The following is a 13,873-nucleotide window of genomic DNA, read 5'->3' as shown; positions in this document are numbered from 1 at the left end:
TTCGCTTGGGTCATTCGCTTTAATAGCTTTTAGCTTTTAGCTTTCTGCTCTCAATTATATATGTAGCGTAAAGGCCAAAATACCTAACTGTACTTTTTGAGTAGCATCTGTTGCTTTGAAGCGGAAATAAAGACTATGTTTCTTACCATCTGCTACCGGGGTGAAGTTGAAGTTCACCTTGTTGGCGGTTTTAGGCAAGGCGCCCGGTCCAATGGTCACTTCGCCTAAGCGGGTACCGTTGGCATCGTCCAGGAAGGCTTCCACTACATAACCCTGTTGTGGTGTTTCCTGTACCATGTAGGCCAGTTCTATTCCTTTTACATCTGTAAGATCCAGTTTGCTATATACTACCCAGCCTTCTGAGTTGGAAGGAATCAGGAACTTCATACCGTCTACAGCGAAGGTAGATACGCCGTCTGCTTTGTTGTAGTCTGCCGCTGCGAGTACAGGGCTGATCAGTTCGGCCTGTGCTGTACCGGTGATGGGCTTAATGCCGGGACCACCTTTATCGGTATAGCTGGCGAGCATATACAATACCCCGTTATCTTTCGCTTCACCACCCATAGTTGGATTAATGGTGCCGGAAACGGGCAGGGAGGCTATTTTAGGAGCATTGCCGCCGATAGAATAAATATATTCTACCAGTTGTTTGGCTTCTCCTACAGAAAGGCCCGGGTGAGCAGCCATGGCTGTTTCGCCCCATACGCCACCACCACCGCTGATGATCTTTTTAGCCAGCATTTCAGGAGCAGCAGGGTCGTTTTTATACTTTTCTGTTACCTGTTTGAAAGAAGGCCCGATTGATTTTTCATCCGGTTTGTGACAGGTTTTACAGTCAGATACTTCCATGATGTTTTTACCTGCAATAGCGCCGGTAATCACCTGGTGGCCCTGCGGAGCTGCTGCTTTATCACGGCCCTGGATGTAATCTGCCTTTACGAAAATGTTGTTGGCATCGAGTTTACCATCAGCTGAATTACCATCTTCTTTATCATTGATGTTTACGGTATACTGTACGGGTTTGCCCGGGAAATAGAACATCTGGTTACCGGTGATGGCAATTTTCACATCAGGCGTTTCATTACCTGCGTAAACATCTATGGATTTACTTTTCGTTTTAGCGCCTTTGTCATCCGCTACTTCTACAAATACCTGGTATTCACCTGGTGTGGTGTAGGTGAATTCAATGGTGGGCTCTGTGGTTTCTTTTTTGGTGCCATTACCAAAATTCCAGAGGTAGGTGATTTTGTCGCCATCGGGGTCAACAGAACCTTCTGCGCTTACTTTCACTTTAAAGGGCAATCCGCCGGTTAAACGGTCCGCGTGGATGTTAGCCTTCGGCGCACGGTTACCACCGTTAAAATCGATCCGGGAGAGGCCTGCATCTACGTTTTTGCTGAACCATCCATTGCCATATTCCAGGATGTACAAACGACCGTCCGGACCCATTTCCATATCGATCGGTGCATTCAGTTTGGTATTAGGCATGAATCTTTCCATTTTGGAGAAGTCGCCGTTCTTATCCATGGTTACTGCCATTACCCAACCGCGGATCCAGTCGTAGATAAACAGTTTATCGTTATAGTAATCGGGGAAACGTGTTTCTTTCGGATAGAATTCGCTGTAATAAACCGGGCCTGCTTCTGCGTTACGGCCGCCACTACCTACAATCGGGAACTCTTCTGATTTGGCGTAAGGATACCAGATGAATGCGGAAGTTGCCGGAGGCAGTTCTTTCAGGCCGGTATTGTTACGGGAATCATTGATAGGTTTCAGCGGATCGAAGTAAGGACCGCTTTCGCCTGTTTCATAATTGTATTTGCGGTATGGTTTGTTGTTGGCAATGAACATTGGATAACCGAAGTTACCGGGTTTTTTCGCCTGGTTTATTTCATCATATCCTCTTGGTCCGCGGGTAGAGTCATCGTTATTTGCATCGGGTCCTACTTCTCCCCAGTATACATAGCCTGTTTTCTGATCTACAGACATACGATACGGGTTACGTGTACCCATGGCAAAAATTTCAGGACGGGCGCCTTTGGTATCTTTAGGGAACAGGTTACCATCAGGAATGGTATAAGATCCGTCTGCCTGTACTTTGATGCGCAGGATTTTTCCGCGCAGATCGTTGGTGTTGGCAGAACCGCGGCGGTCATCGTACTGCAGGTGACCCGGGCGGTCATCTGTAGGGCCATAACCTTTACTTACATATTTCTGTCCGGGTTCATCAAACGGAGTGGTATTGTCGCCGGTAGATAAATACAGCAGTCCACCTGGTCCGAATGCAATAGAGCCACCGGTATGGCAGCAGATATCACGTTGGGAGTAAAACTGCAGGATTACTTTTTCGGAAGACATATCCAGTTTGTTGTTTTCAAATTTGAAACGTGACAAACGGTTCACGGAAGTATCCGCGGGGGAATACATCGCGTAGATGAAGTGGTTATTTTTAAAGTCGGGGTCAGCGGCGAGGCCGAGGAAACCTTCTTCCGCATTTACATTCGGTACATTGGTATGGTGATATACATTCAGGAAACCTGCCTGTGAGAGTTTCTTTTCTGCTGCGTTGTATAGCATCAGTTCTCCACGACGTTGTGCCACCAGGATGTCCAGGTTAGGGAGTATAGCCATTTCCGTTGGTTCAAAGAACTCTCCGGATACCAGTACGTTTTTAGTGAAACGATCTTCTTCCGGTACACGCAGGGTTTTAGCCAGGCTGTAATCCAGTACCTGGTTTTTACCGATTGCATATTTGATACCGCCGGAGAGATGTTTCAGGAATAGGCTGTCTGTATAAGATTCCTCGGTATGTCCGAGTCCTGTGTAGAACGCGCGGCCACCATCGTAGTCATGATACCAGCTGATTGGGTGATTACCGCCCATGGTCCCCCCCTGGTAAGATTTCTCATCTAATTTCAACAGGACGGTGGTGGTGGTATCCACATTTTTGTAGTTATACCACTCATCGATATGTTCCCATTTTTCGGGGAGACCTTCCGTAGCGGGAAATGATTTTACAATTACGTCAACTATAGCTTTGTGAACGCCCGGAGGATGGCTCTGGAACCATGCGCCGGCGAGGTGGTTATACCAGCCCCATTCGTATTCTGTATCGGCCGCAGCGTGTATGCCTACGTAACCGCCGCCTGCCTGAATATATCTTTCGAAGTCTGCTTCCTGGTAGTTGTTGAGTACATCACCGGTGGTGCTGAGGAAGATCACCGCAGAGTAGTTCTGGAGGGTATCCTCATTGAATTTGGTAGCATCGGTGGTGGTATCTACGTCAAAGCCGTTTTCGGTGCCGAGTTTCTGCACGGCAGCAATGCCTGCAGGGATGGAGGCGTGGTGAAAGCCGGCTGTTTTGGTAAACACAAGTACTTTCGGTTTACCCGGACGTGATTTTTTACAGGCTGCCATGCCCACAAGGGCGAGCAGCAAAATAAGCTTGATGGTATGTTTCATTATAGCGGATTAGTTTTTGGGTTTCCAATTACCGATAGCATACTCGATGCCGCCCAGCAAATGTTTCAGGTATACGGGATCCTGGTATGATTCTTTGATATGTCCCATTTCAGTATAGAAAGCACGTCCTCCTTCAAAATCGTGATACCAGCACATGGGGTGGTTGTCGCCGTTTTTGCCACCGGTGTAGCTGCTTTCATCAATTTTGATCAGCACGTGTACATCGGGGTTGAGGTTTTTGAAATTGTACCATTCATCTTTACGGATCCATTCATCTGGCAGGTCTTTGGTAGCAGGATGATTATGATCCACTACTTTCAGGGTGGCTGTTTGCTGATTCGGGTGACTCAGAAACCAGGCACCGGCGAGTTTGTTATACCACGGCCAATCGTATTCCGTATCTGTTGCTGCATGGATACCCATCCAGGCGCCGCCTTTGTGGATGTAGTTTTCAAAAGCCACCTGTTGTGCGCTGTCGAGTACATCGCCGGTGGTGCAGCTGAAAATAACGGCCGCATATTTTTTCAGGTTCTTAGGGGTAAATGCGCTGGCATCTTCAGTAGTATCTACTTCAAAGCCATTGTCTTTTCCCAGTTGCATGATAGCTGTTTTAGCAGCAGGAATGCAATCGTGGCGGAAGCCTTTTGTTTTAGAAAAAACCAATACCCTTTTGGCCTTGTGTTTATTCTTTGCCTGCACAGAAATTGTACCGGCGAGGAGCAAGAGTGTAATAAACGCGGTTAGTGCTTTCATCTTATTTTTCGTGGGATTTTAGTGGGAATTACGAATTTCAAATTACGAATTACGGATTTACAGGTAGATTATAAACGCGAAGATCATCTTTCGCTTAGATCTACCTGTAAATCCGTAATTTGAAATTCGTAATTCCTGATTAGAGAACTCTTATTTTGATATTGCGATACCATACATCATCACCATGGTCCTGCAGGGCAATATGACCTTTGGCATATTTGCCGAAGTCTTTCCAGTCATGGAATTTGCTCTTGGCCACCAGTGCATCCCATTCAGGGGTACCCATAGTAGTTTCTGCAGTTTTTACGCCATTGAGCCAGAGGGTCAGATGACCATCTTTCTTGGATATTTTGGCGGAATTCCATTGTCCAACAGGTTTAACGGGTCTGTTAGTAGCTTTGATCAGGTCGTACAATTCACCCGCATTGTGTTTTGGGTTTTTGCCATCCGGATGGCCGGCATCATCGATTACCTGCATTTCAGGACCTGACAGGTAAGTCTGGCTTAAGGAAGGATCTTCGTGAACGCTGAAGATAAGACCGCTGTTGCCGCCTGGAGAAATTTTCCATTCGTAGCTCAGTTCATAGTTTTCATATTCTGCGTCTGTAACGAGGTCGCCACCGGGTGCGCCATTCTTTTTTGCTGCCTGATCCAGTGCAATTGCACCATCTGCCACGCCCCATGCAGGGCTGGCGGTAGACTTCAGATATGTATGCCAGCCTTTGGTAGAAGTACCATCGAACAGCAATACCCATCCTTGTTTCTTTTCCTTAGCCGACAGGGTATTTAATTGCTGGGCTTTCACTGCAGAAGTGCCGAGTATAGCGCTTGCCATGAATGCCCCCAGGATTATTTTTTTCATTACAGATGATTGAATTTATGTTAAAACAGCAACTATTTGCCAATAGACAGGATATATGTTACCATCTCTTTGGCATCTTCTTTTGAAATCTGTGGATGCGGTAACATCGCTACTTCACCCCAGTTACCAGAACCGCCTTTGATTACTTTGTCGGCCAGTTTATCTATGTTTTCCGGTGTGTTTGGATATTTACCTGCAATGTCTTTCAGTGCGGGTCCTACCACTTTCATTTCTTCTTTATGGCAGGTTTTGCAATCGCTTTGTGCCATCAGGGTTTCGCCTTTGCTTACTGGTTTGCTGGCACTTGGCGACACCATGGAATTATCTGCTGCTGGCGCGCTTTCATGAGTGCTTGCACTATCAGCATTTTCTTGTTTTTTTTCACCTCCTCCGCATGCTGCAAAGAATAAAACACTTAATACGAGCGGCGCCAGATATCTCTTTCTCATTTGTTGATTTTTTATTTGGTTATTGTTTACTATAACGATCGGTGGATAATTAATTAAATACCTAATATTCTTTTGTTGAAAGCATCATCTGTGCCGGCACCTGCGAAGTCATCGAATGCTTTTTCGGTGACACGGATAATGTGATCCTTAATAAATGGTGCGCCTTCTTTAGCGCCATCTTCCGGATGTTTGATACAACATTCCCACTCCATAACGGCCCAGCCGGCAAAATCGTATTGCGCCATTTTGCTGAAGATGGATTTAAAGTCTACCTGCCCGTCGCCCAGAGAGCGGAAACGGCCGGGACGATCTATCCACGACTGGTATCCGCCATAAACGCCGGAGCGGCCGGTAGGATTGAATTCCGCATCTTTTACGTGGAATGCTTTGATCCTTTCATGATAGATATCGATATACTCCAGGTAGTCGAGGCATTGCAACAGCAGATGGCTCGGATCATACAGGAGGTTTGCACGGGTGTGGTTGCCGGTAGCTTCCAGGAAACGTTCAAAGGTGATACCATCATGCAGGTCTTCTCCCGGATGAATTTCATAACAAACGTCTACGCCGTTGGCGTCAAATTCATTGAGGATGGGGAGCCAGCGTTTTGCCAGTTCAGCAAAACCTGTTTCTACCAGTCCTGCCGGACGCTGTGGCCATGGATACATGGCAGGCGCCCATAACAGTGCACCACTGAAAGTAGCGTGGACATTAAGGCCCAGGTTACGGCTGGCTTTAGCTGCATATTTCAGTTGGTTTACGGCCCACTCCGTACGTGCGTTAATGTTATTGTGATATTGTGCAGGCGCAAATCCGTCAAACATTTCAGAGAATGCAGGATTTACAGCTACCAGTTGTCCCTGCAGATGTGTACTCAGTTCTGTTATTTCCAGTCCTGCGGCATTTACAATGCCCTTGATTTCATCTGCATAGGTTTTGCTTTCCGCTGCTTTTTGCAGGTCTATCAAACGGGTATCCCAGCTGGGGATCTGCACTCCTTTAAAACCAATGGAGGCCGCCCATTCACAGATAGATTTCAGACTATTGAAAGGCGCTTCATCTCCCATGAATTGCGCCAGAAAAATACCGGGTCCTTTTATCGTTTTCATACGCTCGTTCTAGTGATGAAATACTATATCTCGAAGTTTGTCCATTTAGCATCGCTCTGAGAAGAACGTACTACGTTATCAATGAAAGCCATACCGCGAACACCTTCTGCCGTGCCCGGGAAATCCAGGGATTCCGGAGATGGTTGTACACCATCAATTTTAGCAGATAAAGTTTGTGCGAAGTTGCGATACAGGTTACCGAATGCTTCCAGGTATCCTTCCGGATGGCCGCCTGGAGTGCGGGTATTATGTGTCATGTAGCTGGACTGGAAAGAATAGCCACCACCTGCGCGGTAGATTTCAGTAGGTTTATCCAGCCATTTTACGAGGAGGGTATTGGGTTCGTGCTGTGCCCATTCGAGACCGCCTTTTTCTCCGTACACACGGATTTTCAGCGCATTTTCTTCACCAGCAGCTACCTGTGATGCCATCAGCACACCGGCAGCGCCATTGTCAAAGCGGAGCAATACAGCGCCGTCATCATCCAGTGCACGGCCCGGTACCATGATGTTCAGGTCAGCGCATAATTTTTCAATTTTGGCGCCGCTGATATATTCTGCCAGGTTAGCAGCATGAGTACCGATATCGCCCATACAGCCGCTTTTGCCTGATTTTTTAGGGTCTGTTCTCCAGGCTGCCTGTGCATTACCTTCTCTTTCACTCAGTTTGCTGAGCCAGCCTTGCGGGTATTCTACCCATACTTTGCGGATCTTGCCGAGTGCCCCATCTTTTACCATCTGTCTGGCTTGTTTCACCATTGGATAGCCGGTGTAGGTATGTGTGAGCAACAGTGTTAAGCCGGTGGCTTCTACTTTTGCCTGTAATTGTTTGGCCTCATCGAGAGAAAAAGTGATGGGTTTTTCTATAACTACGTTGAAACCAAGATCGAGCGCCATCATAGCTGGTTCAAAGTGGGCGAAGTTAGGTGTAACGATGGTCACAAAGTCCATACGTTTATCTGTCGGCATCTTCGCTTCATTTTCCAGCATGGTTTTGAAATCGAGGTAAGTGCGTTCCGGATCGAGGAACAGCATTTTACCGGATTCCACTGCAATGTCGTTATTGATGCTGAGGGCACCTGCCACCAGCTCAATCAGTCCGTCCATATTGGCTGCAATACGATGAATTGCACCAATGAAGGCATCTTTACCGCCTCCTATCATTCCCATTCTTAGTTTCCGTGTCATATTTACAATTATCTTTTATAAGTTATACTATTTGAACCTGTGCTTTTTCTACTTTTTTTCGGTTGCGCATAAAAAAGAAAAGTCCTGCAAAAGCTACGACCAGCATTACAGGTATGATCAGTGTGGCATTGATGATTTCAGGTCCGGCTACTGCGGTGGCCTGACTGAAGGCGGTGGCTTCTGCACTGCCTGCTGCCGCAGAACGGTAAGCATCCAGGGAAGCACCGGCAGGGAGTTGTTTTACAATGATGCGATCATAAAAACCACCCATGAAATACATGTATACCGATACGGCAAACATACCGGCACCCCCCATCAGGTTCATACCTAAAGCGCCTGACTGAGGAATGTTTTCTGATACAAAACCCAGCATGGTAGGCCAGAAATAAGTAACGCCCATACCAAAAATAACGGCAGCTACAAAGATCATATTACCAGATACATGGGAAAGTAAATATAAGCCCAAAGCGGAAAAGATCGCGGAAAAAAGTAAAACGCCGGTAGGAGATATTTTGTGTACCACCGGACCAGCTACACCTCTGCCCAATGTTTGCACTCCTGCTGTTAATGCGAGAATGAGGATAGAATTTTCTGTCACATTTTTTAACAATACTTCAATCCACTGTCCGGTGAAGAGCTCTGTGATGGCGGTGCCAAACATCAGGATAAACATCACAATGAACAGGGGACTTAAAACTGATTTGTACATCTGGGAGGAAGAAACGCCGGATGCTACCCTCTCTGTAACAGGGAAATCAAGTTTCAAAAAGAGATAACCATAGATAAGGGTGGGGATGACCATGGTGGCTACCTGCAACTGCCAGCTGAGGCCCAGCTTAGATAATAAGAATACCAGCAGGGTACCTACTACGATACCGCCAGGGAACCACAGGTGAAAGTGGTTTAATTTGGTGGTTTTGTTGTCAGGGAAAATGGTGGCTACCAGTGGGTTACAGGCCGCTTCTACGGTACCGTTGGCCATACCGATAAACAAGGTGGAAATAAACAGGGACCAGAAACCGGACGCAAATACCGTCAGTACAATTCCCAGCAGATGCAGAATGAAAGCTGCAAGCAGCAATCGTTTCATGCCTATTATATCTACTATAAAACCGCCTATTATTACTGCCAGCGGAAAGCCCCAGAAAGCAGTACCAGCAATGATGCTCAGTTGCTTTGTATCCAGGTGGAACTCAACGCCAAGACCGCCCAATATACCGGCGCGGATGCCAAAGGACAATGATGTTACCAGCAGCGCCATGCAGCTGGCTACGAACAATTTCTGTGGCTGAATTACATTTGCCATAAACGTGGATATTTGTGTAAAAGTTAAAAACGGCTATTAAACCTTTAAATTTATAAAAAGTATTTGCATATTTCCATCTTTTTGTATGGATGACACGCAATTTTCCTGAAAATTTTTATTCCGGCTGCCAATGTTCTGTTTTACTTCTTAAATGAAGTGTTAATGCCCGGCCCGGACGGTAAAATTTCAGGATAAACGGTTGGTATAATTCCAGGGTAATCCAGGCTAAATCGATTATTTCCTCCTGCTGATATTTTACCATATGCTGATATTTTATTCACTCTCCGGGTTTTAATACGGTAGCCAGCTTTAACTTAAACCATTTATAGGGTCAACCAAAATCAGTAGCGTTATGATTTGTCCAGGAAAAGTATGGCCGGTCAACAAAATGATTTGCCATATTTTATTGATGATATGCTGTGTTTTCCCACTTTGTACGCTTTGGGCGCAGGATACACCGCTTCGTTTTTCCCGCCTGGGAATTGAGCAGGGATTACCGCAAAATACTGTTCACTGTATCTTACAGGATAGCAAAGGATTTATCTGGATAGGTACGGATAATGGACTTTGCCGTTACAGTGATGATGAAATAAAAATCTTCAGGTACGATAATAGTACCAACAACAGCATCAGCAGTAACTACGTGCAGGCGCTGGCGGAAGATAGCATGGGGAATATCCTGGTAGGAACAGATAATGGACTGAATATTTATGATGCACGGAAAGAACAGTTCCGGCTGGCAGACGCAGGAGAACCGATCGCAGATGTTACGTGTGTTTACAGAGACTCCCAGGGCAACATCTGGGTAGCCGCCTCCCGTCGCTTCTACCATTATGAGCCGGCCGGGGAAAAGCTCAACAGCGTTAACCTGGCAGGGCAGAATTTATCTACCATCCGCTCCATTGCAGAAGACAGTACCGGCGTGTTATGGATCGGAGCCGGTGCACGTATCATCCGCTATGATACCCGAAATGGGCGCATATTACCACTACCTGCCGCATTGACTACTAATCCATATTATGGAAAAAGTCCTATTCATGCCATTACTTATCATGAGGGCGAACTGTGGGTGGGTACGCAATCCAGCGGAGTGGTTATGCTGGATATACCTAAGCAGCAGTGCTTTAACTACCATGCCGGCAACGATACCAACAGCATTACCAATGAAATGGTAAAAGCCATCAGATTTATCAAAGGGAAATATTGGGTAGGCACCCGTAAAGGGTTATATATTTTCCAGGACAGAAAAGTAATCGCACACTACACCAATGATAAGTTTGATCCGGCTACGCTTTCGCATAACTCGGTTTGTGCAGTAATGGAAGACAATGCAGGTACTGTCTGGATTGGTACCTATTGGGGCGGCATCAGCCAGGTGTATCCCGGTAGCCGCAACCTCAGCTTTATTTCCAGCCTTATGAAAGATGGCGTAGGTACTAACAGCCGAACCATCATGGGAATACAGGAAGATGCCGCCCATAACCTCTGGCTGGCTACCGGAGCCGGGTTGAATTTTTATAACCGGACCACCAATACCTTCCTTTACTATCACATTCCCGGTGCGGAGGAACAAACCAGTAAGGATATCATCAAATCCCTGTTGTTTAAAGACAAAGATAACCTGTGGATAGGCAGTCTGGATGGGTTATACCTGTTTAATATCCCTACTGGTACGTTTACACGGGTGCCATTATCAAGAAACCATCCTGCATGGGTATACGCTGTTTATGCGTTGGAGAAAGGAACCGATGGCTGGTGGGTAGGCACACATAATGGTCTTTTTTTTCTGAATCAAAAAGGTGTTGTGGTGCGGGAGTTACGTCACAAAAATGATGATCCCGGTAGCCTCATGGCCGGAGAAATTAATTGTTTACATGAAGACAGTAAAGGCACGCTCTGGGTAGGTACGCTCGAAGGGCTTTGTTATTTGCCATATAACGGTACTCATTTTCAATTCGTACACTATACCGCCGCTTATGCTTTTAACCGGACCAGCAATGTACACTGTGTGAAAGAAGACAGTCGTGGTATTATTTGGGTGGGTACTCATGAGCATGGCCTGCAATATGTGGATAAAGGCAGCAACAGCTTGCGGGCACCGGATACTGAACATATCACTGCGGAGAAAATCATCCGCGGGATAGTGGAGGATAATAAAGGAGATCTCTGGCTGAGTGGACAGAATAATATTGTGAGGATCAGCATCATCGCCCAAAAACAATCCGCGGCACCACAAAGCATAAAGGTGACGCCATATGCGGGGGCCGCCTGGCCTGGCAGTAACGAATACCTGAACCCTGCATTCAAAACGGCCGCCGGTGAAATTATGTTTGGGGGAATTAATGGTATCGTAGGTTTTAACCCGAACAGAATTATCCTTAATACGCTGAGCCCAAAAGTAGTGCTGACGGGGATGCTGATTAAAAATATCCCGGTAGATATTGGCGGCCCACATTCTCCTTTAAAGGAATCCATTACTTATACGGATAAAATCACCCTGGATCATGATCAGGCTTACTTTACACTGCATTTTGCGGCGCTGAATTATATTAATCCAGGCTCCAACAAATTTGCCTACATGATGGAAGGGCTACACAGTGATAATAAATGGCACTATGTAGGACATCAGACGGCGGCTACTTTCACCAACCTGGATCCCGGCGATTATATTTTCCGTGTAAAGGCTACCAATAATGAAGGTGTGTGGAGTGATGCTGCTACCAGTTTAGAAATACGCGTACTGCCGCCTGTCTGGAAAACATGGTATGCCTATCTGTTTTATGTGGCGATAGCTATTGCCCTGTTATGGTGGTATTATTACTATTCTTCCCGTACCATCCAGTTAAAGCATGAGATTACGAAACAACAGTTATTCAGGGAAAAAGACCGGGAGCTGGCGCAGAGCAAACTGGACTTTTTTACCAACATCTCTCATGATATAAAAACACCATTGACGCTCATTATGGCACCGGTGGAAAAGCTATTGCAAACGACTACTGCTGAAAAGGCCGTGCAGTACCAGTTACAGCTGATACAGCAAAACGGGGAAAGACTGATGCGGTTAATGGATCAGCTGCTGGATTTTCGTTTATTGGAAGAAGGTGGTGTCCCCATGCAGGCGGAACACACAGATATGGTACACTTCTGCCGGGATATAGCTGGTGCCTTTGAAAGTCTGGCCAAACGCCGTGACATTACCCTGGAGGTAATACCTGCCGCGGATACCATCATGGTATGGTTTGATAAAGATAAATTTGAAAAAATCCTTTTCAACCTGTTGTCCAATGCCCTGAAATTCACTTTAGCAGGCGGCCTGGTAAGAATCAGCATACGTATGGAGGATAACGATATACTGCTGCTCACCGTAGAAGATAATGGCATTGGCATTCCGGCAACGCATTTCGAAGAGATCTTCGGACAATTCCGGCATTATGATTTCAATAATCTGCAGGCGGGTGGTACGGGTATTGGGCTGGCTTTGGTAAAAGGGCTGGTGAGCAGACATTACGGCATTATTACCGTCAACAGCCGGCAGGCATCGGAGGCGGCTGAAGGGTATACCTGCTTTAGCATCCGCATTCCTTCAGGTAATAACCATCTTAAACCCACAGAAATAAAGCGGACTACCAATACCTTTTTAGTTCCTGCTCCTTTACCTGATTTTTCATCGGAGATTCCGGGAGATGAGTCTGACAAGCCGTTGCTGCTGATCATAGAAGATAATGAGGAGGTGCAGCAATACCTGGCAGAAGTGTTTAAAGAAAGATATACGCTGCAACTGGCAGCAGATGGTGTGTCGGGGCTGGAGCTGGCCACCCGCCACCTGCCGGATATTATTATCAGCGATGTGATGATGCCGGGCATGAATGGTGTGGAATTATGCCATGCTTTGAAAAATGATAGCCGTACCAGCCATATCCCGGTGATATTGTTGTCTGCCCGCTCTACGGTTTCGTTTATCCGGGAGGGATATGAAACCGGCGCCGATGATTACATTACCAAACCATTCAGCATCTCGTTGCTTACCAGCCGTGTGAAAAACCTGCTTGACTCCAGGAAGTTGCTACGGGAGCGCTATAGCCGCAATTTTACCCTGGCATCAGATAATGATCCTATCACGGGGCCAGACGATATTTTCCTGAAAGCGGTGATTGCATTTATTGAAGAAAATATTGCCGAGCCGAGTCTGAATGTAGAAGAACTGGCCGGMGCGGTTAACATGAGCCGGGTTACCCTTTACCGGAAATTAAAAGCCCTCACCAACCAAACCATTGTTGAATTTATCCGGATCATCCGGTTAAAAAAAGCGGCCCGTTTACTGGCCACCCAACAGTATAATGTAAATGAAGTTGCCTATATGACCGGCTTCTCTGATCCTGATTATTTCCGGAAATGGTTTAAAAAAGAATTTGGTAAGACGCCTACCGAGTATGTGAAAGAAAATCACATAACCCATTAATTATCAATAATAACTTAGCTCCTGTTATGTCAATTGCAACAATTGACCGGTATTTTAATGAAACAAAATAGGGGTAATTCAGACGGATATGTGGGGTATCCGATTCTGTGAAGAACCTAATTTTACCCTGTTGCCAAATAAAGAGGTAAAGAACGAATCGTAGCAAATTTATCAACCAGTCAGCCATAATAAAGTGAACAATTCCTTTATCTCTTATTAGTGAATAATGAAAAACTGCTGCCTGTCAGCTCCACAATTGCATGCTGTTGCAACAGCAGTTGCAAGG

General features: G+C 46.1%; 9 protein-coding genes. 1 reads left to right on the top strand and 8 read right to left on the bottom strand.

All coding sequences use genetic code 11. The features are described from left to right. Window positions 1–54: 54 nt before the first annotated feature. The 8 genes from AC1DCV_RS11510 to AC1DCV_RS11475 form a co-directional block, all read right to left on the bottom strand. Complete coding sequence (locus AC1DCV_RS11510) at window positions 55–3,462, bottom strand: ThuA domain-containing protein (protein ID WP_477023317.1); 3,408 nt, start codon at window positions 3,460–3,462, stop codon at window positions 55–57. A gap of 9 nt (window positions 3,463–3,471) precedes the next feature. Continuing rightward, the gene (locus tag AC1DCV_RS11505) at window positions 3,472–4,215 is read right to left on the bottom strand and encodes a ThuA domain-containing protein (protein ID WP_477023316.1); all 744 of its coding nucleotides are present in this window, start codon (window positions 4,213–4,215) and stop codon (window positions 3,472–3,474) included. A gap of 139 nt (window positions 4,216–4,354) precedes the next feature. Next, the gene (locus tag AC1DCV_RS11500; protein ID WP_477023315.1) at window positions 4,355–5,077 is read right to left on the bottom strand and encodes a 3-keto-disaccharide hydrolase; all 723 of its coding nucleotides are present in this window, start codon (window positions 5,075–5,077) and stop codon (window positions 4,355–4,357) included. 32 nt (window positions 5,078–5,109) lie between these two features. Beyond that, window positions 5,110–5,526 carry a c-type cytochrome gene (locus AC1DCV_RS11495; RefSeq protein WP_441573290.1) on the bottom strand — a complete coding sequence of 139 codons (417 nt, stop codon included), beginning with the start codon at window positions 5,524–5,526 and terminating at the stop codon, window positions 5,110–5,112. A gap of 53 nt (window positions 5,527–5,579) precedes the next feature. Continuing rightward, window positions 5,580–6,635, bottom strand: coding sequence for a sugar phosphate isomerase/epimerase family protein (locus AC1DCV_RS11490; protein ID WP_477023314.1), 1,056 nt, complete (start codon window positions 6,633–6,635; stop codon window positions 5,580–5,582). Window positions 6,636–6,658: 23 nt separating this feature from the next. Beyond that, the gene (locus AC1DCV_RS11485; protein WP_477023313.1) at window positions 6,659–7,822 is read right to left on the bottom strand and encodes a Gfo/Idh/MocA family protein; all 1,164 of its coding nucleotides are present in this window, start codon (window positions 7,820–7,822) and stop codon (window positions 6,659–6,661) included. A gap of 22 nt (window positions 7,823–7,844) precedes the next feature. Further along, complete coding sequence (locus tag AC1DCV_RS11480) at window positions 7,845–9,128, bottom strand: MFS transporter (protein WP_477023312.1); 1,284 nt, start codon at window positions 9,126–9,128, stop codon at window positions 7,845–7,847. 115 nt (window positions 9,129–9,243) lie between these two features. Next, a complete protein-coding gene (locus tag AC1DCV_RS11475; RefSeq protein ID WP_477023311.1) occupies window positions 9,244–9,390 on the bottom strand; it encodes a hypothetical protein in 147 nt (48 codons plus the stop codon). Between the two features lie 90 nt (window positions 9,391–9,480). Here AC1DCV_RS11475 and AC1DCV_RS11470 point away from each other — a divergent pair, with 90 nt between their 5' ends. Then, the gene (locus AC1DCV_RS11470) at window positions 9,481–13,587 is read left to right on the top strand and encodes a two-component regulator propeller domain-containing protein (protein ID WP_477023310.1); all 4,107 of its coding nucleotides are present in this window, start codon (window positions 9,481–9,483) and stop codon (window positions 13,585–13,587) included. Window positions 13,588–13,873: the final 286 nt, after the last annotated feature.

The sequence above is a fragment of the Chitinophaga sp. 10T418 genome (genome assembly GCF_056394125.1).
This window is presented reverse-complemented; position numbering and strand designations above follow the sequence as displayed.